This window comes from Pseudomonas sp. P20 (assembly GCF_016463925.1).
Taxonomy (GTDB): Bacteria; Pseudomonadota; Gammaproteobacteria; order Pseudomonadales; family Pseudomonadaceae; genus Pseudomonas; species Pseudomonas aeruginosa.
Map to the genome: position 1 here is coordinate 387,797 of NZ_JAEMVM010000008.1, position 23,791 is coordinate 411,587.

At 68.1% G+C, this 23,791-nt stretch carries 14 protein-coding genes; 12 read left to right on the forward strand and 2 right to left on the reverse strand.

What is annotated here, in order from left to right; all coding sequences use genetic code 11:
• Window positions 1-77 precede the first annotated feature (77 nt).
• The 8 genes from fan1 to lasA all read left to right on the forward strand — a co-directional run bounded on the left by fan1 (window position 78) and on the right by lasA (window position 9,963).
• On the forward strand, window positions 78-1,757 hold the full coding sequence (fan1, locus tag JHD77_RS12435) for a nuclease Fan1 (protein WP_004349278.1): 1,680 nt from the start codon (window positions 78-80) through the stop codon (window positions 1,755-1,757).
• Window positions 1,750-4,026 (forward strand): ATP-dependent DNA helicase, encoded by a 2,277-nt coding sequence (locus tag JHD77_RS12440; RefSeq protein WP_023119956.1) that lies wholly within the window; start codon window positions 1,750-1,752, stop codon window positions 4,024-4,026. The genes fan1 and JHD77_RS12440 overlap by 8 nt, the downstream gene beginning before the upstream one ends.
• A gap of 88 nt (window positions 4,027-4,114) precedes the next feature.
• Window positions 4,115-4,324: a hypothetical protein gene (locus JHD77_RS12445; protein ID WP_003088087.1), complete on the forward strand. Its 210-nt coding sequence runs from the start codon at window positions 4,115-4,117 to the stop codon at window positions 4,322-4,324.
• A gap of 141 nt (window positions 4,325-4,465) precedes the next feature.
• Window positions 4,466-4,993 carry a type II secretion system protein N gene (locus JHD77_RS12450; protein WP_003144679.1) on the forward strand — a complete coding sequence of 176 codons (528 nt, stop codon included), beginning with the start codon at window positions 4,466-4,468 and terminating at the stop codon, window positions 4,991-4,993.
• A complete protein-coding gene (gene gspD, locus JHD77_RS12455) occupies window positions 4,980-7,310 on the forward strand; it encodes a type II secretion system secretin GspD (RefSeq protein WP_025271011.1) in 2,331 nt (776 codons plus the stop codon). Before JHD77_RS12450 ends, gspD begins: the two co-directional genes overlap by 14 nt.
• Window positions 7,311-7,477: 167 nt before the next feature.
• Window positions 7,478-7,717, forward strand: coding sequence for an acyl carrier protein (gene acpP, locus JHD77_RS12460; protein ID WP_031755307.1), 240 nt, complete (start codon window positions 7,478-7,480; stop codon window positions 7,715-7,717).
• A 282-nt stretch (window positions 7,718-7,999) separates the two neighbouring features.
• Window positions 8,000-8,425: a hypothetical protein gene (locus JHD77_RS12465; protein WP_003120217.1), complete on the forward strand. Its 426-nt coding sequence runs from the start codon at window positions 8,000-8,002 to the stop codon at window positions 8,423-8,425.
• A gap of 281 nt (window positions 8,426-8,706) precedes the next feature.
• Entirely contained in the window at window positions 8,707-9,963 is a 1,257-nt protein-coding gene (gene lasA, locus JHD77_RS12470; RefSeq protein WP_003120216.1) for an elastinolytic metalloprotease LasA, read from the forward strand.
• A gap of 114 nt (window positions 9,964-10,077) precedes the next feature.
• Here lasA and JHD77_RS12475 read toward each other — a convergent pair whose 3' ends face one another.
• A complete protein-coding gene (locus JHD77_RS12475; RefSeq protein WP_003106675.1) occupies window positions 10,078-10,869 on the reverse strand; it encodes an EcsC family protein in 792 nt (263 codons plus the stop codon).
• A gap of 60 nt (window positions 10,870-10,929) precedes the next feature.
• Window positions 10,930-11,952, reverse strand: a complete 1,023-nt coding sequence (locus JHD77_RS12480; RefSeq protein WP_003106674.1) for a transporter — start codon at window positions 11,950-11,952, stop codon at window positions 10,930-10,932.
• Between the two features lie 500 nt (window positions 11,953-12,452).
• On the opposite strand from JHD77_RS12480, the gene JHD77_RS12485 reads away from it, so the two are divergent.
• Genes JHD77_RS12485 through JHD77_RS12500 form a run of 4 tightly spaced genes read left to right on the forward strand, consistent with a single transcriptional unit; the run spans window position 12,453 to window position 23,736 of the window.
• On the forward strand, window positions 12,453-19,121 hold the full coding sequence (locus JHD77_RS12485) for an Ig-like domain-containing protein (protein ID WP_034022194.1): 6,669 nt from the start codon (window positions 12,453-12,455) through the stop codon (window positions 19,119-19,121).
• Window positions 19,121-20,398, forward strand: a complete 1,278-nt coding sequence (locus JHD77_RS12490) for a TolC family protein (protein WP_003102743.1) — start codon at window positions 19,121-19,123, stop codon at window positions 20,396-20,398. The genes JHD77_RS12485 and JHD77_RS12490 overlap by 1 nt, the downstream gene beginning before the upstream one ends.
• A complete protein-coding gene (locus JHD77_RS12495) occupies window positions 20,388-22,559 on the forward strand; it encodes a type I secretion system permease/ATPase (protein ID WP_009876279.1) in 2,172 nt (723 codons plus the stop codon). The genes JHD77_RS12490 and JHD77_RS12495 overlap by 11 nt, the downstream gene beginning before the upstream one ends.
• On the forward strand, window positions 22,549-23,736 hold the full coding sequence (locus tag JHD77_RS12500; protein ID WP_003102741.1) for an HlyD family efflux transporter periplasmic adaptor subunit: 1,188 nt from the start codon (window positions 22,549-22,551) through the stop codon (window positions 23,734-23,736). Before JHD77_RS12495 ends, JHD77_RS12500 begins: the two co-directional genes overlap by 11 nt.
• The last annotated feature ends 55 nt before the right edge of the window (window positions 23,737-23,791 follow it).

Below are 23,791 nucleotides of genomic sequence, written 5' to 3' on the forward strand. Positions count from 1 at the left end.
TGCCTGGATAGTCGTCGTCAGGCCGGCGACGCTTGATCGGATGCGCATTGCCAAGCCGTGGGGGCGCTGGTATCTGTATGCATGAACAGTACCAGGCTCCGCTTCCCGTGAATTCCCCAGCGCTTCCCGAACCCTTCTACTACCTGCACAACTTCCGCGCGGTGCTCGCCTGGATCGGCGAACGCTATGCCGATCTGCTCGACGATCAGGAACGTGCCTTCATCGCCGCGTTCGCCGAGCTGCCCGAGGCCAGCCAGGCCCTGCTGGTGCGCATGGTGATGCGCAAGGGCACGCTGTTCCGCGAAGGCAAGCTGGCCTATGCCGAGATCGGCGACACGCGCGCCGCCGTGCAACCGCTGTTGGCATTGGGCTGGGTGGACGCGCAGCCGACCCTGGAACTGGCGCAACTGTTCGGCTTGCTGAAGAAGGACGAATTGTCGCAGCTGTTCAGGGACCATCTCGGGCGCGCGAACCTGCGCAAGGATGCGTTGCTGGAACGGCTCCAGCCGTTGTTCCCCGAGGCGCGGCGGCTCGCCGAGTGGCAGGCCGACTTCGCCGAACCGGTCTACGAGTTGCGCTGCATGGCGCTCTGCGACCGCTTGCGGTTGATGTATTTCGGCAACCTGTGGCAGGACTGGTCGGAGTTCGTCCTTGCCGACCTGGGTATCTATCGTTACGAAAGCGTCGAGTTTTCCGCCGACTCCCGCGGCTTTCGCCTGCGCGCCGACGTCGACGCCTATCTCCACCTGTTCGACTGCCGCCAGCGCTTCGACCTCGGCGAGCCGCTGGAGGAACTGCTCGCCGGCCTGCCGGGCGAACCCTACGCCAATCCCTGGCTGGAAGGGCGGCGGGTCAAGCTGCTGTTCCAGTTCGCCCAGCACTGCGAAAAGCAGCGGGATTTCGACCTGGCCCAGCGGCTCTATCGCCAATCCAGCCACCCCGGCGCGCGCCTGCGGGCGATTCGCAGCCTGGAACGCGGCGAGCGCTTCGCCGAAGCCCATGCATTGGCGCGGGAGGCCAGCTGTGCGCCGGAAAGCGACGCCGAACGCCAGGGCCTGGCCCGATTGCTGCCGCGCCTGCAAGGCAAGCTCGGCCTGCCGCGACAGGCGCGGGCGGCGGCTCCGGAAATCGACCGCCTGGACCTGTGCCTGGCGTACCCGAGCGAACCCTGTAGCGTCGAGTGGGCGGTCCGCGAGCACCTGGAAGAGCCCGATTGCGCGGTGCACTACGTCGAGAACGGCCTGATCAATTCGCTGTTCGGGCTGCTCTGCTGGGAGGCGATCTTCGCCGCCATTCCCGGGGCGTTCTTCCATCCCTTCCACAGCGCGCCGGCGGACCTGCACAGCGCCGACTTCCGCCAGCGCCGCGCCGCCCTGTTCGAGGCCTGCCTGGGACGGCTGGAGGACGGCAGCTACCGCGACGCGATCCGCTGTCGCTACCGCGACAAGTTCGGCCTGCAGTCGCCCTTCGTCTACTGGGAACTGCTTGGCGAGGAACTGCTCGAACAGGCGCTCGATTGCCTGCCGGCGGCCCACCTGCGCGCCTGGTTCGAACGCCTGCTGGAGGATATCCCGGGCAACCGCGCCGGCCTGCCGGACCTGATCCAGTTCTGGCCGGCGCAGCGGCGCTACCGGATGGTCGAGGTCAAGGGACCGGGCGACCGCCTGCAGGACAACCAGTTGCGCTGGCTGCAATTCTGCCGCGAGCGGGAGATGCCGGTGGCGGTCTGCTACGTGCGCTGGCATGTCGATGACTGAGCAGGGCGGCGAGGCGCTGTACCAGGTGGCGGTGCGCGCGCTTTGCGAGTTCAGCGCCAAGCGCGGCGACCTCGACCTGCGCTTCACCCCGTCGCCCAGCGCCCTGGAAGGCATCGCCGGACATACCCTGGTGACCTCCCGGCGCCCCGCTCACTACCAGCGCGAAGTGGCGCTGGACGGACGCTACCGTCACTTGCAGGTGCGCGGCCGGGCGGATGGCTACGATCCGCAGGCGAACTGCCTGGAGGAAATCAAGACCCACCGCGGCGACCTCGCCCTGCAACCGGCCAACCACCGGCACCTGCACTGGGCCCAGGCCAGGGTCTACGGCTGGCTGCTCTGCGCCGAACGGAAGCTGGAGGAAGTCGAACTGGCGCTGGTCTACCTGGAGGTCGGCAGCCAGAAGGAGACCCGCTTCGTCGAGCGGGTGCGGGCTGACGAGCTGCGGCTGTTCTTCGAGAGCCAGTGCCAGGCGTTTCTCGCCTGGGCCGAGCAGGAACTGGCGCACCGCCAACGGCGCGACCGCGAACTGGCCGCGTTACGCTTTCCCCACGCCGAATTCCGCCACGGCCAGCGGCAACTGGCGGAGGCGGTGTACAAGGCCGCCTCCGCCGGTTGTTGCCTGATGGCCCAGGCGCCGACCGGGATCGGCAAGACCATCGGCACGCTGTTCCCGCAACTCAAGGCGATGCCCGGGCAGCGCCTGGACCGGCTGTTCTTCCTGGCCGCCAAGACCCCGGGCCGGGCCCTAGCGCTGCATGCCCTGCGCAGCCTGGAAGGGGAGACCGGCGGACTGCCGGTGCGGGTGCTGGAACTGGTGGCGCGGGACAAGGCCTGCGAGCACCCGGACAAGGCCTGCCACGGCGAGTCCTGTCCCCTGGCCCAGGGCTTCTACGAACGCCTGCCGGCGGCCCGCGCCGCCGCCGTGGAGGCGCGCTGGCTGGACCAGGCGCGGTTGCGCGAGGTGGCGCTGGCGCACCGGGTCTGTCCCTACTACCTGGGCCAGGAACTGGCGCGCTGGTGCGACCTGGCGGTGGGCGACTACAACTACTACTTCGATCTCGGCGCCATGCTCCATGGCCTGGCCCAGGTCAACCAGTGGCGAGTGGCGGTACTGGTGGACGAGGCGCACAACCTGGTGGAGCGCGGCCGGCGGATGTATTCCGCCGAACTCGACCAGGGCGATTTCCTCGGTGTGCGCAAAACCGCCCCGGAGGCCCTGAGGAAACCGCTGGAGCGCATCCAGCGTGCCTGGAACGAACTGGCCAAGACCCAGGCGGACGACTACCAGGCCTACGACGAGCCTCCGCAGAAGCTGCTCCTGGCCTTGCAGAACGCGGTGGCGGCGATCAACGACCTGCTCGCCGAGCAACCGCAGGCGCTGGAGCCGGCGTTGCAGGAGTTCTACTTCGCGATCCTGCAGTTCGGCCGTCTCGCCGAGCTGTTCGGCGAGCATTCGCTGTTCGACATCGAGAAGCGCCCAGGCCGCAACGGCCGCAGCCTGGCCCGGCTGTGCCTGCGCAACGTGGTGCCGGCGGCGTTTCTCGGCGAGCGCTTCGCCGCCAGCCGCTCCACCGTGCTGTTCTCCGCTACCCTCGGGCCGCGCGACTATTACGCCGACCTGCTCGGCCTGCCGGCGGGCACGCCCTGGCTGGAAGTGGACTCGCCATTCAGCGCCAAGCAACTGGAGGTGCACATACAGCGTCGGGTTTCCACGCGCTATGCGCAGCGCCAGGCATCCCTGGCGCCCATCGCAGCGATTCTCGGCGAGCAGTTTCGCCAGCGGCCGGGCAACTACCTGGCCTTCTTCAGCAGCTTCGATTACTTGCAGCAGGCGCTGGACGTCTTCCGCCAGGCATACCCGTGGGTGCCATGCTGGAGCCAGACGCCACGGATGGACGAGGCGGAGCGCCGGGTCTTCCTCGAGCGCTTCGTCGCGGGCGGCGAGGGCATCGGCTTCGCCGTGCTCGGCGGTGCCTTCGGCGAAGGCATCGACCTGCCTGGCGAGCGCCTGATCGGCGCCTTCATCGCCACCCTCGGGTTGCCCCAGGTGAATCCGGTGAACGAGCAGATCCGCCTGCGCATGCAGCGCCTGTTCGGTGACGGCTACGACTACACCTACCTGTATCCGGGACTGCAGAAGGTGGTCCAGGCCGCCGGGAGGGTGATCCGCAGCCGCAGCGATCGCGGCGTGGTGCACCTGATCGACGACCGTTTCGCCCAGGCCAAGGTGCGCCGGTTGCTGCCGGGCTGGTGGCAACTGCGTTGACCCGTGGCATACGCCGGCAGGTGCTGCCGGACAGCCGGACAGCCATGTATAATCGCGTCCCCACGATTTCCCCCGATCCGGATACGCCATGGCTTCCGCTCCCGACGCTCTTCCCCAGGCCCTTTCCTCCGACGACGCTCCGGCCCAGGCCGCGCCGAGCGACGCCAGCGCGTTGCTGAAGGCCGCCCTGGCGAAGAAGAACCAGGCCCAGCTCTATCCGCAGCGGAAGATCCACGACAAGGGCCAGCGTCCCGGCATGGCGCCGCGCGGTACCCGTCGTTCGATGGGCAAGCGCTGAGGCCTTTCCCGCGCCTGGCGTTTTGTGGGCCAGTTCCCGCCACGAAGGATCAAAGCGGGCAGCCTTAACAGTTTTGCCCTTTCGCGGCCGTAGGCCGCAGCCCCATCCCTTATGCTCGCCGCCCCTGGGCGAGCCGCGTCGATGCAGCGCGCCCGTTTGCCGGAATCCGCCTGCTGCATGTCGCGTTACCTTCCATCGTCTTTCGTTTCCCTGCGCAGCCTGGCCGGGCATGCGCCCGCTGTGCTTTGCGTGCTGCTGCTGGCGTTGCTCAGCGCCAGCCTGGCCAGCCAGACGCGCTCGCTGCGCCGCGAGCTGGCGGAATTGCCCGCCGCAGCGGCCCCGGCGCCGCCAGCCAACCCTTCAGCGGCCCCGCGCGCGGCGCTAGCCGGCTTGTTCGGTGGCGCTCCGTCGCCGCGCGGCGCGACGGCGGGCGAGCGTCTGCAATTGCGCCTGCTGGCCTGCTTCCTGGCGCGTCGCGAGGACCGCTCGGCGGCGCTGATCGCGGTGGCCGGGCGCTCGCAGCGCTTCCTGCCGGGCGCCGAAGTGCGCCCCGGCACCGTGCTGCTGGCGGTTCATCGCGACCATGTGGTGCTGCGCGACCGGGGTTATGAAGAACGTCTGTATTTCCCCAAAGCCGAAGGGGCAGAAACCACCCATGCCACGTTGTAGTACCCGTTCCGCCCAGCGCCTGTCTCCGCTGTTCCTGGTCCTGTCGCTGGCCGTCCTCGGCCTGGCGCCGCCGGTCCATCCGGCACCTGCCGAGACTGCCGCCGCGCAAGAGGAAGAGCAGTGGACGATCAACATGAAGGATGCCGAGATCGGCGACTTCATCGAGCAGGTATCGAGCATCAGCGGCCAGACCTTCGTCGTCGATCCGCGGGTGAAGGGGCGGGTCACGGTGGTATCCCAGGCGCGGCTCAGCCTGGCGGAGGTCTACCAACTATTCCTTTCGGTGCTCGCCACCCACGGCTACGCGGTGCTGCCGCAGGGCGACCAGGCGCGTATCGTGCCGAACATGGAGGCACGCCAGGACGCCGCGCAGAAGACCGTCCGCGATGGGCCGGGCAGCCTGGAGACGCGGGTGGTCCAGGCGCAGCAGACCTCGGTGGCGGAACTGATCCCGATGATCCGGCCGCTGGTCCCGGCCCATGGCCATCTGGCCGCCGTACCGTCGGCCAACGCGCTGATCGTCAGCGACCGCCGCGCCAACATCGAGCGCATCGAGGCGATCGTGCGCAGCCTCGACCGGGCCGGCGAACATGACTACAGCATCTACGACATGCGCCATGCCTGGGTCGCGGAAATCGCCGAGGTGCTCGATCGCAGCGTCACCCCGGCCGCCGGGAAGAGCGCCGCCACCGTCCAGGTCCTTGCCGACAGCCGCAGCAACCGCCTGGTCCTGCTCGGTCCGCAGCAGGCGCGAGCGCGCTTGCTGCGGCTGGCGCAGTCGCTCGACGTCCCCTCGTCGCGGTCGGCGAACAGCCGGGTGATCCGCCTGCGCCATGGCGACGCCAAGACCCTTGCCGCCACCCTCGGGGAGATCGGCGAATCGCTGCGCGGCGAGCGGGGCCAGGATGGCCGGGGAAGCGGCAAGCGCGGCCTGCTGGTGCGCGCCGACGAATCGCTGAATGCCCTGGTGATCCTCGCCGACCCGGAGGATGTCGGTCTGCTCGAGGACATCGTCCGCCAGCTCGACGTGCCGCGTGCGCAACTGTTGGTGGAGGCGGCGATCGTCGAGCTGTCCGGCGAGATCGGCGACGCCCTCGGGGTGCAATGGGCGCTGCGTAGCGGGCATGTCGCCGGCGGCGCTGGCTTCGCCGACAGCGGGTTGTCCATCGGCACCCTGCTGGGCGCGTTGCAGGCCGGCAAGCCGCCGGCAGAGCTGCCCGACGGTGCGATAGTCGGCCTCGGCAGTCGCGATTTCGGCGCACTGGTCACCGCGCTGAGCCGCAATAGCCGCAGCAACCTGCTGTCGACGCCGAGCCTGCTGACCCTGGACAACCAGAAGGCGGAAATCCTGGTCGGCCAGAACGTGCCGTTCCAGACCGGCAGCTACACCACCAGCGCCAGCGGTTCGAGCAATCCGTTCACCACTGTCGAGCGCAAGGATATCGGGGTGACCCTCAAGGTCACGCCGCACATCGGCGAGGACCGCATGCTGCGCCTGGAGATCGAGCAGGAAATATCCTCCATCGCGCCAACCGCCACCCTGGCGGCGAAGGCGGTGGACCTGGTGACCAACAAGCGCTCGATCAAGAGCACCGTACTGGCCGACGACGGCCAGGTCATCGTCCTCGGCGGACTGATCCAGGACGACCTGCTGCGCAGCGATTCGCGGGTACCGCTGCTGGGCGACATCCCCGGCGTCGGCCGGCTGTTCCGCTCGTCCCGCGAGACCCGGGTGAAGCGCAACCTGATGGTCTTCCTGCGCCCGAGCATCGTCCGCGATGCCGCCGGTCTGGAGCGCATCAGCCATGGCCGTTACCGTTCCATCCAGTTGCTGCGCGGTGCCGCCGGCGAACCGGCGCGCCCGCTGTTCGAGGATGCCGGCGCCATCGACCTGCGTCCCGCCGCCCAGGTCGCACCGGCACCTATTGGCTCGCCGCGCAGCTATCCGGCTCCAGCCCCGGTGCTGATGGAGAAGCCGCGCCTGGCGGACCCGGCGTCCCTGGGCGACGGTCGCGGCGGCGAGGTACCGGAGGTTCGCCAGGGCACGCACGCGCCGCAGCCGCCGTCACCCCAGCGCTATGCCGTGCGATTGGTCGAGGGCAGCAGCGAAGCCTTCATGCGCGCGCTGATCGAGCGGCATCCGGGCCTGTCGTTGCGTTTGCGCCGCGAACTGCGCGATGGCCAGGAGCTGTTCGCGGTGGAACGGGGCGACTACCTCGACCCGGAGCAGGCACGCCGGGCCCTGGCGGAACTGCCCGAAAGCCTGCCGCGAGGGAAGGCGCGGGTGATTGCGCATACGCCGGGAAGCGCCCTGTGACGGACTTCGAATCCTCGCGTCGCGCTCCGTCCACCGGATTGTCCGGCGCGCTGCGGCGGCCGCGCTCCAGCGCAGCGCCACTGCCAGATCTGGCAGTTGTCGCTGGCGGGGACGGAGGCTTTAGTAGCCGCACTTTTTTCCAGGGCCGGGCAGTGGGACCGCAATGCATGGACGACATCGAGACCAGAGTGAGGAAACTGGTAGCCGCCCGGTTCGGCGTGGAGGAATGCGACATCCGGCTGGACAGCGACTTCCGTAACGACTTCGGTGCCGAGTCGCTCGAGGTGGTCGAACTGGTCATGGCCCTGGAAACGGAGTTCGGCGTCGAGATCGCCGATGACGATGCGGAACGGATCGAGATCGTGCGCCAGGCCATCGACTATCTCGAGGAAGCCGTGCCGACCTGACTCCCCCTGGACCACCGGCCGATGCCGTGGTCATTCCCTGCGAAACGCTGTGCGCCACCTCCCGCCCGTGCCGGCGGCAAGGTGCGCGACGTCCCGCGCTTCGATTACGCCGGATCGTCCAGCCCGCCCCGGGCCGATCCGGCTTTTTTTTGCCCGCCGCCGCGATTGCGAGGCGGCCGCCGTCGGTTGGATTTCCTGAATCTTCCCGCGCCTCGCCGGTCGACCGAACAAGGGCAGCGTGCCATTCCCGGCGCGTGCCCGCCATTCGTAACGGAGGTCGTCATGGCTACACGACGGAAAACAACACCCCAGGAAATCGATGATATCCAGGACCGCATGGGTTCGATGCGCGAGCTCGATTTCGACGAGCGCCGCCAGGCGCGCAAGGCGCGGATCGGCGACGAGCGGCCCGAGGCCGAGGTGGAGGCCGAGTTTTCCTCGCGGCGGGTACGTGAGGCGGGCCACGCTGGCGGGCAGCCGGACGAGGACGATGGTTACCAGGATAACGTCGGCATGGACGATCTGGCGCCGGAAACCCTGATCGACGAAAGCGGCGCCCGCTCGCCGGCCGAGCGCGGCGGCGAATCGCCCGCGGACAAGCGCCTGAGGGTCGTGCATGGCAACGAGATCGGAGCCGGCCACGGCCTCGACGAGGCCGAGCTGGCGCGTCGTGATCCGCTCGACGGTTCCTCCGACGAGGAACGCTGAGCGCGCAGACTGTATCGAAGTATTTCCGACGCCTGGCGTTCTGTGATCGATTCGGCTCGGTTGGAGTGCGCTGCCGCACGCTTTACAGCCGGACGGAGCGGGGCACCGGATCTACTGCAAAAGCTGATAGTTGTCTTCCCGGGTGACGGCGTTGCACGGTCCTGCGGCGTGCAACCCGGCCTGGGCGAAATACCGGCGGAGCGGACCAGGCTATCCCGTCGGAGGCGATGTCGCCGGGCTGCTGGCTTTCAAGGTTTCCCTTCGATGACCAGGAGCTACCCATGCAGCACAAAAGATCCCGCGCGATGGCGAGTCCGCGCTCGCCGTTCCTCTTCGTCTTGCTGGCGCTCGCCGTGGGCGGTACGGCCAATGCCCATGACGATGGCCTGCCGGCCTTCCGCTATTCGGCGGAGTTACTCGGCCAGTTGCAACTGCCCAGCGTGGCCCTGCCGCTGAATGACGACCTGTTCCTCTACGGTCGCGACGCCGAGGCGTTCGACCTCGAGGCCTACCTGGCGGTGAATGCGCCGGCGCTGCGCGACAAGAGCGAATACCTGGAGCACTGGAGCGGCTACTACAGCATCAACCCGAAAGTGTTGCTGACCCTGATGGTCATGCAATCCGGGCCGTTGGGGGCGCCGGACGAGCGCGCCTTGGCGGCGCCGCTGGGACGGCTGTCGGCGAAACGCGGCTTCGATGCCCAGGTCCGCGACGTGTTGCAGCAGTTGTCGCGGCGCTACTACGGTTTCGAGGAATACCAGTTGCGCCAGGCGGCTGCGCGCAAGGCCGTCGGCGAGGACGGCCTGAACGCGGCATCGGCCGCGCTGCTCGGTCTGTTGCGAGAGGGGGCGAAGGCCTCCGCCGTGCAAGGCGGCAATCCGCTCGGCGCCTACGCGCAGACCTTCCAGCGCCTGTTCGGCACCCCGGCCGCGGAACTCCTGCAGCCGCGCAACCGCGTGGCCCGGCAACTCCAGGCGAAGGCCGCGCTGGCGCCGCCATCCAACCTGATGCAATTGCCCTGGCGCCAGGGCTATTCCTGGCAGCCCAACGGAGCGCATTCGAACACCGGCTCGGGCTATCCGTACTCGTCCTTCGATGCGTCCTACGACTGGCCGCGCTGGGGCAGTGCGACCTACAGCGTGGTCGCCGCCCACGCCGGTACGGTACGGGTGCTGTCGCGCTGCCAGGTACGGGTGACCCACCCCAGCGGCTGGGCGACCAACTACTACCATATGGACCAGATCCAGGTGAGCAACGGCCAGCAGGTCAGCGCCGACACCAAGCTCGGCGTCTATGCCGGCAACATCAACACCGCGCTCTGCGAGGGTGGCAGCTCCACCGGACCGCACCTGCATTTCTCGCTGCTCTACAACGGCGCCTTCGTTTCCCTGCAGGGAGCCAGCTTCGGTCCGTACCGGATCAACGTCGGCACCAGCAACTACGACAACGACTGTCGCCGCTACTATTTCTACAACCAGAGCGCCGGCACCACCCATTGCGCTTTCCGTCCGTTGTACAACCCCGGCCTGGCGCTCTGAGTCGGCGCGGGGCCCGGCTCCAGCCGGGCTCCGCCGCGAGCGAAACGGCGCTGAACAGCTGGCGCGTCGCTGCCGCCGCGCCCGGCGCCAGGCTGACCGCGTGGGCCGGCATGCTCAGCCGCGCCGGGGCAGCAGGGCGTAGGCGTCGCGAACCACATCCTTGCCGTAGTGGCGTTCCAGGCGGCGGACGACGAAGTGACCGCGCGCCATGGCCTGGAAATGGTTCATGAACACCGTGTTGATCGCCGCGCCGCCGAGGGCGCCGACGATGGGCACGATCTGCGCCGCGAGCTTTTCCGAATACTGCACGCCCAGGCGCTCGGCGACCTTGCGCACCAGGGCCAGGAGCATGGGCGCGGCCTTCTTGCTGCCGGCGTCCTTGCCGAGGAAGTCGGCGGCCGCCTTGACCTGCTGGGCCAGCGCCGTACGCACCGCGTAGTAGCCGGACTCCGACGCGTCGTCCGAGGCGGATTTGCCGCCGAGGGCGAAGACTTCGATACAGGCCATCAGGGTGTCCATGTCCCTGATCGACTCGCCCTCGCTGCGCGCGATGTCGGCGATGGAACGGAAGATGATGCCGGTGGTGACCGGCACCTCGACCAGCATCGCCAGCGGCCCGAAGAAGCCGCCGACGCCACCGGAAACGGCGGCGCCGAGGGTATGCAGGCGGTTCGCCGGTTGACCGCTGGCGTTTTCCTGGAGAGTGGCGGTGGCCGAGCGGGCGACTTTCAGCAGCGCTCCCTCGATCACCGAACCGAGCTTCTCGTTGACCTTCCGTGGCAGCTTCTTCAGGCCGTATTCGATCGGCGTGCCCAGCAGGCTGGTGAGTTGCGCGGTGAGTCCAGGGTTCTCCAGCAGGTTCTTGGCGGCCTGGAGTTGCTTGAGATCGGCGGGGGAAAGGCTCATGGAAGGTCCGGCTGACGGTGGTCGGTCAACCTAACCACTGTCCGCCGGCGTTGTCCACGCTCAATAGTCGCCGCGCTTGCGGAAGGCCCAGCGGCCGGCGAGGAAGGTGAAGCTGGCGACCAGCACGAGCATGATCCAGAAGCCTTCAGGATCGTCGGCGAAGGGAATCCCGCCGACGTTCATGCCGAAGAAGCCGGCGACGATGTTGATCGGCAGGGCCAGCACCGTGACCATGGTCAGGGTGAAGAGGATGCGGTTGTTCTGTTCGTTGAGCTTGGCCGCGATCTCTTCCTGCAGCAGCTTGATCCGTTCGCCCAGGGCGGTCAGGTCGCTGATCACCAGGGAGAACTCCTCGGTGGCTTCGCGCAACTCACGCAGGTCGGCATCCTGTAGCCATTCCGGCGGTCGGTTGAGCAGGCGCAGCAGCGAACCGGGCTCCAGCGCCAGCAGGCGTTGCAGGCGTACCAGCACGCGCCGCATGGCGCCGAGGTCGGCGCGGTTGGCGGAGAGGCGCAGGGCCAGTAGCTGGTCCTCGATGCGGTCCACTGCGACGCTGGTTTCGCGGACGATCTGGGTCAGCACGTCGCCCTGGTCGCGCAACAGGTGGATCAGCAACTGCAGGGGCGAACGGAAAGGTTCGCCGTGCTTCACCGAAGAGCGCAGCTTGTCCACCGAGCGCAGCGGTTGCGCTCGTGCACTGACCAGCAGCCGGCCACGGGCGCAGACCCACAGGGTGGCGACGTCCGAAGAGACCAGGCCGAAGTTGAAGACCACGTCGTTGACCACTGCCAGCAGCGCCGAGTCGACGTGTTCGATGCGCGTCGAGCGCGACCCCTCGCGCAGGCTTTCGAAGAAATAATCCGGCAGTTCCAGATGCTTCTTCATCCAGCGCTCGCAGGCGGCATGGGCGAGGTTCAGGTGCAGCCAGAGGAACTCGTCCGGCGCCTCCTCGCGAGCCTGCCGCAGGCAGGCGAGGGCGGTAGCCGAGTCGATTTCCCGCCCCGCTTCGCCGGGGCGGAAACGGAAACCGTAGATCAGGCCGAACAGGTCGGCGTCCTGGGGTGGGGAGATACCGTGATGCATGGTCGCTCGCGGGAGAGGATCGGTTGGATAACTTGGCATCGTGACGATGACGCTTTGATTGCAGGACGATGAAGGCCGCTTCGCGGGATGCCCGGCGATGCTTTCTGTTGGAACTGTCGGGGGCGTCTTGCCGTCGCCTCGCGCCGACGAACTACGAGGTGCCGGGAAGTGCTATTTCATTTCTCCCGGTTTTTTATGAAATACGCATCGTAGAGTTCTGATATTTGCCCGCTGGGTTATTTAGTCGATTTGCCGTGCCAGGTGATGGGGGTTGTTTATAAAGTATTATAACTTTTTGATTATATATTGTTTATCAATTAGATAGGCGTGTGATGGCTAAATGGCTGCATGTTTTCCAGGGGTTATCTAAATTGAATTTTTCATGGGGGTTTTCTTAGTCGTTATATATAAAGTCAGACTCGCCTTTTATTTAAAAGCTGCTATTTCTGGATTACATGGTGCGGCCGTTCGGTCGCTGCTTGACAAGAGGAATGTCGGAAATGTCGATCCAGGCGAAAGTTACCCCTATCGATCAGAGTATTTCTTCTGCGGCTGCCGTCGAGGTTCCGGAAAACGGGATACTCAAACTCTCCCAGAGCAGTAATGTCGCGCTCGATGTCGCACCGGAGTCGGTGGCGGGATACTCGAAGAGCGGTTCGGACCTGATCGTCCAGCTGAAGACCGGGGAAAGCGTCCGCATCGCCAACTTCTATGCGGAAGGCCAGCCTTCCAGCCAACTGTTCCTGGCCGACAAGGACAAGCTGGTGGCGGTAGATCTGCCGCCGGTCGCTGCCGACGGGCCGCTGATGGCCGGCTACATCCCGCAGGAAAGCCTGGCCGGTTTCGAGTCGCTGACCGGCGCCGGTGTGCTCGGTGGCATGAGCGCAGGGACTGCGCTGCTGGTCGGTGCGGCGGCCATCGGCGCCGGGGTGGCGATTTCCAACAGCAGCGGCGGCGGTGGCGGCGGCGGTTCTTCGGTGCCCCCGGACACCACTCCGCCGAAGGCGGCCAGCGGCCTGAAGATAGCGCCTGACGGCAGCAGCATCAGCGGCCAGGCCGAGGCCGGCGCGAGCGTCGGCATCGATACCAATGGCGACGGCAAGCCGGACCTCACCGTGATCGCCGATGCCAACGGCAATTTCACCGCTCCGCTGAACCCGCCGCTGACCAATGGCCAGACGGTCACCGTGGTGGTCACCGACCCGGCTGGCAACGCCAGCCCGCCGGCCCAGGTCACCGCTCCGGACACTACCGCCCCGGCGCCGGCTACCGACGTGCAGGTGGCGCCGGACGGCAGCAGCGTCACCGGCAAGGCCGAACCCGGCTCGACGGTGGGCGTCGATACCGATGGCGACGGCCAGCCGGACACCACCGTGGTGGTCGGCCCCGGCGGCAGCTTCGAGGTTCCGCTGAACCCGCCGCTGACCAATGGCGAGACGGTGACGGTGATCGTTACCGACCCGGCCGGCAACAACAGCACCCCGGTGACCGTCGAGGCACCGGACACCACCGCCCCGGCGCCGGCCACCGACGTGCAGGTGGCGCCGGACGGCAGCAGCGTCACCGGCAACGCAGAGCCGGGCGCCACCGTCGGTGTCGACACCGATGGCGACGGCCAGCCGGACACCACCGTGGTGGTCGGTCCCGACGGCAACTTCGAGGTCCCGCTGAACCCGCCGCTGACCAATGGCGAGACGGTGACGGTGATCGTTACCGACCCGGCCGGCAACAGCAGCACCCCGGTCACCGCCGAAGCCCCCGACTTCCCCGACGCGCCCCAGGTCAATGCCAGCAACGGCAGCGTCCTCAGTGGTACGGCGGAAGCGGGTGTGACCATCGTGATCACCGACGGCAACGGCAATCCGATCGGCCAGACCAGCGCCGATGCCAACGGCAACTGGAGCTTCACCCCCGGTAGCCAACTGCCGGATGGCACCGTGGTCAATGTGGTGGCCAGGGACGCCGCCGGCAACAGCAGCCCGGCGACCTCCATCACCGTCGACGGCGTGGCGCCGAGCGCGCCGGTGGTCGAGCCGAGCAACGGCAGCGAACTCAGCGGGACTGCCGAACCGGGCAGCAGCGTGACCCTGACCGACGGCAATGGCAATCCGATCGGCCAGACCACCGCCGATGCCAACGGCAACTGGTCTTTCACGCCGTCCACCCCGTTGCCGGACGGTACCGTGGTCAACGTGGTGGCCAGGGATGCCGCCGGCAACAGCAGTCCGCCGGCCAGCGTTACCGTGGATGCCGTCGCGCCGGCCACGCCCACCGTCGATCCGAGCAACGGTACGACCCTCAGCGGCACCGCCGAGCCGGGCAGTAGCGTGACCCTGACCGACGGCAACGGTAACCCGATAGGGCAGGTCACCGCCGACGGCAGCGGCAACTGGACCTACACCCCGTCCACGCCGATCGCCAACGGCACCGTGGTCAACGTGGTGGCCCAGGACGCCGCCGGCAATAGCAGCCCGGGCGCCAGCGTCACCGTGGACTCGCAGGCCCCGGCGGCTCCGGTGGTCAACCCGAGCAACGGCACTACGCTCAGCGGCACCGCCGAGCCGGGCGCTACCGTGACCCTGACCGACGGCAACGGCAACCCGATTGGCCAGGTCACCGCCGACGGCAGCGGCAACTGGAGCTTCACACCGGGCACGCCGCTGGCCAACGGCACCGTGGTCAACGCCACGGCCAGCGACCCGACCGGCAATACCAGCGCTCCGGCCAGCACCACCGTGGACTCGGTGGCGCCGGCCGCGCCGGTGGTCAATCCGAGCAACGGCGCGGAGATCAGCGGCACCGCCGAACCGGGCGCCACGGTGACCCTGACCGATGGCAGCGGCAATCCCATCGGGCAGGTCACTGCCGACGGCAGCGGCAACTGGAGCTTCACCCCGTCCACGCCGCTGGCGGATGGAACCGTGGTCAACGCCACCGCTACCGACCCGGCCGGCAATACCGGCGGCCAGGGCAGCACCACCGTGGACGCCATCGCGCCGGCCACGCCGACCGTCAACCTGAGCAATGGCAGCAGCCTCAGCGGCACCGCCGAGCCGGGCAGCACGGTGATTCTCACCGACGGCAACGGCAATCCGATCGCCGAGGTCACCGCCGACGGCAGCGGCAACTGGACCTACACCCCGTCCACGCCGATCGCCAACGGTACTGTGGTCAACGTGGTGGCCCAGGACGCCGCCGGTAACAGCAGCCCGCCGGCGACGGTGACCGTCGATTCCAGCGCGCCGCCGGCGCCGGTGATCAACCCGAGCAACGGCGTCGTCATCAGCGGCACCGCCGAGGCCGGTGCCACCGTGACCCTCACCGATGCCGGCGGCAACCCGATAGGGCAGGTCACCGCCGACGGCAGCGGCAACTGGAGCTTCACGCCGGGCACGCCGCTGGCCAACGGCACGGTGATCGTCGCCACGGCCACCGACCCGACCGGCAATACCGGCCCGCAGGCCGCCACCACGGTGGACGCGGTGGCGCCGCCGGCGCCGGTGATCGATCCGAGCAACGGCACGACCATCAGCGGCACCGCGGAGGCCGGGGCCAAGGTGATCCTCACCGACGGCAACGGCAACCCGATCGGCGAAACCACCGCCGACGGCAGCGGCAACTGGACCTTCACGCCCGCCACGCCGCTGGCCAACGGCACGGTGGTCAACGCCGTGGCCCAGGACCCTGCGGGCAATACCGGCCCGCAGGGCAGCACTACCGTGGACGCGGTGGCGCCGAACACGCCTGTGGTCAATCCGAGCAACGGCAACCTGCTCAACGGTACCGCCGAGCCGGGCAGCACCGTGACCTTGACCGACGGCAACGGCAACCCGATCGGCCAGACCACCGCCGATGGCAGCGGCAACTGGAGCTTCACGCCCGGCTCGCAACTACCCAACGGCACCGTGGTCAACGTGACCGCGAGCGACGCCGCCGGCAATACCAGCGCTCCCGCTACCACGACGGTGGATTCCTCGCTGCCGTCGATCCCGCAGGTGGATCCGAGCAACGGTTCGGTGATCAGCGGCACCGCGGACGCCGGCAACACCATCATCATCACCGATGGCAACGGCAACCCGATTGGCCAGGTCACCGCCGACGGCAGCGGCAACTGGTCCTTCACTCCAGGCATCCCGCTGCCGGATGGCACGGTGGTCAACGTGGTGGCGCGCAGCCCAAGCAATGTCGACAGTGCGCCGGCGGTGATCACTGTGGATGGCGTGGCCCCGGCGGCGCCGGTGATCGATCCGAGCAACGGCACCGAGATAAGCGGTACCGCGGAAGCTGGCGCGACGGTGATCCTCACCGATGGCGGCGGCAACCCGATCGGCCAGGCCACCGCCGACGGCAGCGGCAACTGGACGTTCACCCCGAGCACCCCGCTGGCCAACGGCACCGTGATCAACGCCGTGGCCCAGGACCCGGCCGGCAATACCAGCGGTCCGGCCAGCGTCACCGTCGATGCCATCGCCCCGCCGGCGCCGGTGATCGATCCGAGCAACGGAGTCGTCATCAGCGGTACGGCGGAAGCCGGGGCCACGGTGATCCTCACCGACGGCAACGGCAACCCGATCGGGCAGGTCACCGCCGACGGCAGCGGCAACTGGAGCTTCACGCCCGGCACGCCGCTGGCCAACGGCTCGGTGATCAATGCGCTGGCCCAGGACGCCGCCGGCAACACCAGCGGCCCGGCCAGCACCACGGTGGACTCGGTAGCCCCGGCCACCCCGGTGCTCGATCCGAGCAACGGTACGGTGATCAGCGGTACCGCCGAAGCCGGGGCCACGGTGATCCTCACCGACGGCGGCGGCAACCCGATAGGGCAGGCCACCGCCGATGGCAGCGGCAACTGGAGCTTCACTCCGGGCACACCGCTGACCAACGGCACGGTGATCAATGCGGTGGCCCAGGACGCCGCCGGCAACACCAGCGGTCCGGTCAGCACCACGGTGGACGCGGTGGCCCCGGCCACCCCGGTGATCGACCCGAGCAATGGTGTCGAACTCAGCGGCACCGCCGAACCCGGCGTCCGGGTGATCCTCACCGATGGCAATGGCAACCCGATCGGCCAGACCCTCGCCGACGGTAGCGGCAACTGGACCTTCACACCGGGCACGCCGCTGGCCAACGGCACGGTGGTCAACGCCGTGGCCCAGGACCCGGCCGGCAATACCAGCGGTCCGGCCAGCACCACGGTGGATACGGTGGCGCCGGCCACGCCGGTGATCAATGCCAGCAACGGCAGCGTGATCACCGGCACCGCCGAGGTCGGCGCCAAAGTGATCCTCACCGACGGCAACGGCAACCCGATCGGCGAGACCACCGCCGACGGCAGTGGCAACTGGACCTTCACCCCCGGCACGCCGCTGGCCAACGGTACGGTGATCAACGCCGTCGCCGAAGACGCCGCGGGCAACGCCAGCGGTCCGGCCAGCACCACGGTGGACTCGGTGGCGCCGTCCGCTCCGCTGCTGAGCATCAGCGCCGACGGCGCGCTGCTGACCGGCACCGCCGAGCCGAACAGTCAGGTGCGTATCGTGGTCAACGGCGACACCGCCAACCCGATCACGGTCACCGTCGACGGCGCCGGCAACTTCAGCCTGCCGTTCGCGCCGCCGCTGATCACCGGCGAACTGATCGCCGGGGTTGCCGTGGACGCCGCCGGCAACGTCAGCGGGCCGGCCACCATCAACGCGCCGGACCTGGCGCCGCCGACCATCAGCGTGCCGGAAGCCGCCGATACCTGGATCAACGCCGCGGAGATCGGCGACGGCATCCAGGTCGATGTGACGGTCCGTCCGACCATGCAGGTCGGCCAGGTGGTCACGGTCAAGTTCGCCGGGCAGAACGGCTACGAGGCCGAGGTCAGCCATACCCTCACCGCCGGCGACATCGCCGCCGGCAACCTGACCCTGACCCTGACGCCTCCCGGCGGCATGGGCCCGTTCCCGGAGGGCGCCTCGACCGTCACCGCCGACATCAACGGCGGCACCGCGTCGACCCCGGTGCCGTTCACCATCGACACCATTCCGCCGGCGACCCCGGTGCTGTCCCTGGTCGGCAACATCCTGACCATCTCGGCGGAGCCAGGGACCGAGTTGACGGTGACCGTCGACGTCGGCGGGGTGACCGCCACCGCCACGGTGACCGCCGACAACAGCGGGCTGGCGTCGCTGAACCTGCTCACCGACCTGGACATCGACTTCAGTTGGGACCAGTTGCTCAATGCCCAGGTGTCGGTGGTCGGACGCGACCCGGCCGGCAACCCGAGCAACACGGCGAGCATCGGCGTCGGCACCAGCATCGAGCAACCGGTGACCATCGGCAACTTCGGCCTCGACGTCAGCCTCAACCCGCTGAACCCGCGTTTCGGTTTCAGCGGAACCACCGAGCCTGACTCCAGCGTGGTGATCCGGGTCATCACCCCGGCGTTGAACGTCGAATTGCTGCCGATCCAGGCGGATTCGTCCGGAAACTTCTCGCTGAACCTGCTGAGCCCGACCATCCTCACCCAGTTGGGGCTGAACATCACCGACATCCTCAACCTCGGCTCGCAGATCTCGTTCAACCTGGTGTCCACCGACTCCAATGGCAACGACAGCGCCGCCTACGGGATCACCCTGACCCCCAACGGACTGTCGCTCAATATCGGCCAGATCGATGTCAACGGTACTTCCGGCGACGACGTGCTGTCCGGCGCCAACGGCAGTTCGGAGCACATCAACGGCGGCGACGGCAGCGACCTGATCTTCAACGTGGGCACCGGCGATCACGTGGTGGCCGGCAACGGCAACGACACCATCCAGATCACCGCGACCGATTTCGTCAGCATCGATGGCGGCGCCGGGTTCGACACCCTGGTCCTGGCCAACGGCATCGACCTCGACTACAACGCCGTCGGCGTCGGCACGCTCAGCAACCTCGAGCGCATCGACCTCGGCAAGGGCGATTCGGGTAGCGTGCTGACCCTGACCGCGGCGGAGGTGGATGCCATCACCGATGCCAACAACACGTTGCAGATCACCGGCGAGAACAACGACACCCTGAACGTGGTGGGCGCGGTGAATACCGGTACCACGCAACTGATCAACGGCATTACCTACGACGTCTACACCTTCGGCAGTACCACCCTGCTGATCGAGGACAACACGGTACAGGTCGTGGTCTGATGCGCGGGCGCAGGCAGTACGCGCGCAAGGGACGGCGGCATGGGAAGGGAGCCATCTGGCTCCTTTCCCTGGGTCTGCCGATGTTCGCGTCGGCCATGCCCCTCGACCAGGCGGTCAGGGCAGGGCTGGCGATCCACCCGGAAGTACGATCCGCGATGGCCGAAGCGGACCGTGCAGGCACCGAGGTGGAGATGGCCAAAGGGGGGTACTACCCCTCCGTGACGATGTCCGGGGGGCCGCAGGAGTTCGACTTCGGCGAGATCGTCTACGATCTCACCGCGTCGCAGATGCTGTACGACTGGGGTCGGGTGACGAGCAAGGTCGACAGCGCCAGCGCGACCCAGCGCAAGCTGTCCGAGGCGGTGCTGGTGGCGCGCGACGATGCGGCGCTGGATATCGTCGAGACCTACCTCGACGTGCTTGCCTCGGAGCGCCGGGTGGAGGCGGTGCGCGAACACATCCAGCGCCTCGACGGCATCCGCGAGATGACCCAGGCGCGCGGCGGCGACGGCTACGCCGACCGCAGCGAGCTGGATCGCGCCAATCTGGAACTGTCGCGGGCCCAGGAGCAGTTGTCGCTGGAGAAGGGCAACCTGCAGGACGCGCGCAACCAGTACGCGATCCTGGTCGGCCAGGAGCCCGCCGACCTGGTGGAGCCCGAGCCGATGTCGCTGCAACGCTACCTGGCGGCCAGCGATATGGCGCGGGTGATCCGCGAATCGCCTTTGCAGCGCAAGGCCCTGGAGGACGCCAATGTCGCCGAGGCCGAGGTCCGCGAGGCCAAGGCGTCGCTGCTGCCGCAACTGAACCTGGAGGCCAGCGCGCTGCGCCGGGAGATCGGCGGGCATCCGGAAAGCGACTCGGTGGTATCCCTGCGCTTCCGCATGGACACCTTCCAGGGGCTTTCCAACTTCCGCCGGCCGACCGCCGCGCAGCAGCGCCTGGAGTCGGCGAAATGGAGCGCCGACGCGATGCAGCGCGACATCCGCCGGCAATTGCAGAACCTCTTCGACAACGGCGACACGCTGCGCTGGCGGGAACAGTCGCTGACCCAGCAGGTGACCGAGTCGGAGCAGGTCGGCGAGTTGTATCGCGAACAGTTCGAGGTTGGCCGGCGCGACGTGATCGACCTGCTCAACGTGCAGCGCGAGCGGTTCGAGGCAGAGCGGCAACTGATCAACCTGCGGATCGAACGCAAGCGCATCGAGTATCGGGCGGCCGCGCAAGTCGGCCTGTTGGGTCCGCTATTGGAGAACCGGCTGAATCATGGAAGCTGAGAAAACCCCGGATAACGTCGTGATCCTCAACCACGACCCCATCGTCGACCCGTTGCGCCAGGGCTTGTTGCTGCTCTGCCGGCAGCTTGGCCGACCGCTCGGCGACGCCGAACTGGTGGACGGCATGCCGCTGGAGCACGGTCGCCTGCCGTTGCACCTGGTGGCCCGCGCGTTGCGCCGCGCCGACATCACCGCCCAGGTCACCCGCCAGCCGTTGCGCCGGATCGATCGCTACCTGCTGCCGGCCCTGCTGCTGCTCGACGACGGCCGCGCCCTGGTGCTGGTGGGCAACGACGGCGAGCATGCCGAGGTGCTGGTACCGCAGAGCGACGGCGGAAGCCAGAGGATGCCGCTGGCCGAGCTGGAAGCGCTGTACAGCGGCACGGCGATCTTCGCCAAGTGCCGCTACCGCCCGGACGGGCGGGTCGGCGACTACGCCAGCGCCTTGCCCGAACACTGGTTCTTCGGCCCGCTCAAGCGGCTCTGGCGTTCCTACGCCGAGGTCGCCGCCGCAGCGTTGGTGGCCAACGTCCTGGCGGTCGCCTCGGCACTGTTCGCCATGCAGGTCTACGACCGCGTGGTGCCCAACGCGGCCTTCGACACCCTGTGGATCCTCGCCAGCGGCGTGGCCCTGGCGATCGTCCTCGACGGTGTCCTGCGGATCATGCGCGGCCACCTGCTCAACGTGCTCGGCAAGCGCCTCGACCTGCAACTCTCGACCCTGCTGTTCTCCCGCGTGCTGAGCACCCGGGTCGCCGCCAAGCCGGCGTCGATGGGCGCCTTCAGTACCCAGGTGCGGGAGTTCGAGTCGGTGCGCGAGTTCTTTACCTCGTCCAGCGCGGCGCTGATCAGCGACCTGCCGTTCGTGGCGATCTTCCTGCTGATCATCGCCGTGATCGGCGGCCATGTGGTCTGGGTGCCGCTGGTGGCCTGCGTGCTGATGATCCTGCCGGGGCTGCTGACCCAGCGCCTGCTCGGCCACCTGTCGCGGCAGAACCTGCGCGAAGGGGCGATGAAGAACGGCGTGCTGCTGGAAGCCTTCGAGCACCTGGAGACGGTCAAGGCGACCCGCGCCGAAGGCCGCTGCCTGCACCAGTGGGAAACCCTGACCGGCGAACTGGCCGGTACGGCGATGAAGACCCATACCCTGGCCTCGACCCTGAGCTACTCGGCGAGCATCGTCCAGCAGCTCTGCTACGTCGGCGTGGTGGTCTTCGGCGTCTATCGGATCAGCGAGGGCGCGATGACCGTCGGCGGCCTGGTGGCCTGCTCGATCCTCGCCTCGCGGGCCATCGCACCGCTGTCGCAGGCGGCCGGCATCCTCGGTCGCTGGCAGCACACCAAGGTGGCGATGGAAGGCCTCGACCAACTGATGAGCGCCGAGCAGGAGCGACCCCAGGGCAAGCGCTTCGTGCACAAGGAGCGCCTGCAGGGACATTACCGCCTGGAGGGCGTGCGCCTGGCCCACGGCGACAGCCCGCCGGTGGTCGACGTGCAGGCCCTGAACATCCGCGCCGGCGAGCGGGTGGCGCTGCTCGGCGGCAACGGCGCCGGCAAGTCGACCCTGCTGCGCCTGCTCAGCGGCCTGCTCGACGCGCAGGCGGGACGCCTGCTGCTGGACGACGTCAGCCTGACCCAGATCGACCCGGCCGACCGCCAGCGCGGTATCGGCTACCTGCCGCAGGACGTGGCGCTGTTCCATGGCAGCCTGCGCGACAACCTCAACCTGGAGAACGCCGCGCTGGGCGACGAGGAACTGCTGGAGACCCTCGACGGGGTCGGCCTGGGCGCCTTCGTCCGCGGCCACCCGCTGGGGCTGGACATGCCGATCCAGGGCAACGCCAGCCTGTCCGGCGGCCAGCGCCAGGCCGTCGGGCTGGCCCGGGTGCTGCTACAGGACCCTCCGATCCTGCTGCTCGACGAGCCGACCGCGGCCTTCGACCAGGGCAGCGAGAAACAGGTCATCGACTACCTGCAGCAATGGTTGGGCAAGCGCACCCTGGTCATCACCACCCACAAGAAAAGCATGCTCGCCCTGGTCGAGCGTGCGGTGGTCCTGCGCCAGGGCAGGGTGATCATGGACGGCCCGCTGGAGCAGGTGGTGCAGGGCAACCAGGTACAGGCACCGCAGGCCGCCGAAGGAGGCAACCATGGACTCTGACCGCGACGCCGCCGCCCTGCGCCGGCAACTGGCCGACCCGTTGCTGGCGGCTACCCACCCGGTCTACCGGCCGCTGCTCTGGACCCTGCTCGGTTGCGTGCTGCTGTTCATCGGCTGGGCGGCCTGGGCGCAACTGGACGAGGTGACCCGCGGCGACGGTCGGGTCGTGCCGTTCAGCCGCATCCAGAAGATCCAGAGCCTGGAGGGCGGCATCCTCGACCGCCTGCTGGTGAAGGAGGGCGACCTGGTGGAAGTCGGCCAGCCGCTGGTGCGCCTCGACGAGACGCGCTTCCTCACCAACTTCCAGGAGTCGGCGAACCAGGCCAGCGTGCTGCGCGCGGCCATTGCCCGGCTCGACGCCGAGGTGCTAGGCAAGAAGAGCATCGAGTTCCCGCCGGACGTCGATCCCGAGGGGCCGCTGGCGCGTTCCGAACGCGAGCTGTTCAAGTCGCGCCGCGACAAACTGGTGGAGGGCACCCAGGCGATCCAGCGGCAGATTCACCTGGCGCAGAGCCAGCTCGACCTGGTTCGCCCGCTGGTGGCCAAGCGTGCGGTGAGCCAGATGGAGGCGCTCAAGCTGAGCCAGGACATCGCCACCCTCAGCGGCAAGCTGACCGAGCTGAAAAGCACCTATTTCCAGGATGCCTATACCGAGCGCGCCCAGCGCAAGGCCGATCTCAGCGCCCTGGAACCGATCGTCCAGCAGCGCCAGGACCAGTTGCGCCGCACCGAGATCCTGTCGCCAGTGCGCGGGCGGGTGAACACCGTGCTGATCAACACCCGCGGCGGGGTGATCCAGCCCGGCGAGCCGATCATGGAAGTGATCCCGGTAGAGGAGCGTCTGCTGGTGGAGGCGAAGATCAAGCCGCGCGACGTGGCCTTCCTGGTTCCCGGCATGCCGGCCAAGGTGAAGATCACCGCCTACGACTACACCATCTACGGCGACCTCAAGGGCACCCTGGAGCAGATCAGTGCCGACACCATCGAGGAGGACACCCCGCATGGCAAGGAGTCCTACTACCAGGTGCTGATCAAGACCGATGGCAGCCAGTTGAAGCGCGGCGAGGAGGTATTGCCGATCATTCCGGGGATGGTCGCCGAGGTGGACATCCTCAGCGGCAAGCGCAGCGTGCTCAACTACCTGCTGCGGCCGCTGATCAAGGCGCGCCTTTACTGAGGCGTGCAGGACAGGCCCCGGTCGGTGGAAACGTGCCAGCCGCTTCCCTGTAGCC

Coding starts and splice junctions, on each gene's coding strand:
- JHD77_RS12475 (WP_003106675.1), bottom strand. CDS start 10,869: ATGAGCCTTTCCCCCGCCGATCTCAAGCAACTCCAGGCCGCCAAGAAC.
- JHD77_RS12485 (WP_034022194.1), top strand. CDS start 12,453: ATGTCGATCCAGGCGAAAGTTACCCCTATCGATCAGAGTATTTCTTCT.
- acpP (WP_031755307.1), top strand. CDS start 7,478: ATGGACGACATCGAGACCAGAGTGAGGAAACTGGTAGCCGCCCGGTTC.
- JHD77_RS12445 (WP_003088087.1), top strand. CDS start 4,115: ATGGCTTCCGCTCCCGACGCTCTTCCCCAGGCCCTTTCCTCCGACGAC.
- JHD77_RS12440 (WP_023119956.1), top strand. CDS start 1,750: ATGACTGAGCAGGGCGGCGAGGCGCTGTACCAGGTGGCGGTGCGCGCG.
- fan1 (WP_004349278.1), top strand. CDS start 78: ATGCATGAACAGTACCAGGCTCCGCTTCCCGTGAATTCCCCAGCGCTT.
- JHD77_RS12480 (WP_003106674.1), bottom strand. CDS start 11,952: ATGCATCACGGTATCTCCCCACCCCAGGACGCCGACCTGTTCGGCCTG.
- JHD77_RS12450 (WP_003144679.1), top strand. CDS start 4,466: ATGCAGCGCGCCCGTTTGCCGGAATCCGCCTGCTGCATGTCGCGTTAC.
- JHD77_RS12500 (WP_003102741.1), top strand. CDS start 22,549: ATGGACTCTGACCGCGACGCCGCCGCCCTGCGCCGGCAACTGGCCGAC.
- JHD77_RS12465 (WP_003120217.1), top strand. CDS start 8,000: ATGGCTACACGACGGAAAACAACACCCCAGGAAATCGATGATATCCAG.
- JHD77_RS12495 (WP_009876279.1), top strand. CDS start 20,388: ATGGAAGCTGAGAAAACCCCGGATAACGTCGTGATCCTCAACCACGAC.
- lasA (WP_003120216.1), top strand. CDS start 8,707: ATGCAGCACAAAAGATCCCGCGCGATGGCGAGTCCGCGCTCGCCGTTC.
- JHD77_RS12490 (WP_003102743.1), top strand. CDS start 19,121: ATGCGCGGGCGCAGGCAGTACGCGCGCAAGGGACGGCGGCATGGGAAG.
- gspD (WP_025271011.1), top strand. CDS start 4,980: ATGCCACGTTGTAGTACCCGTTCCGCCCAGCGCCTGTCTCCGCTGTTC.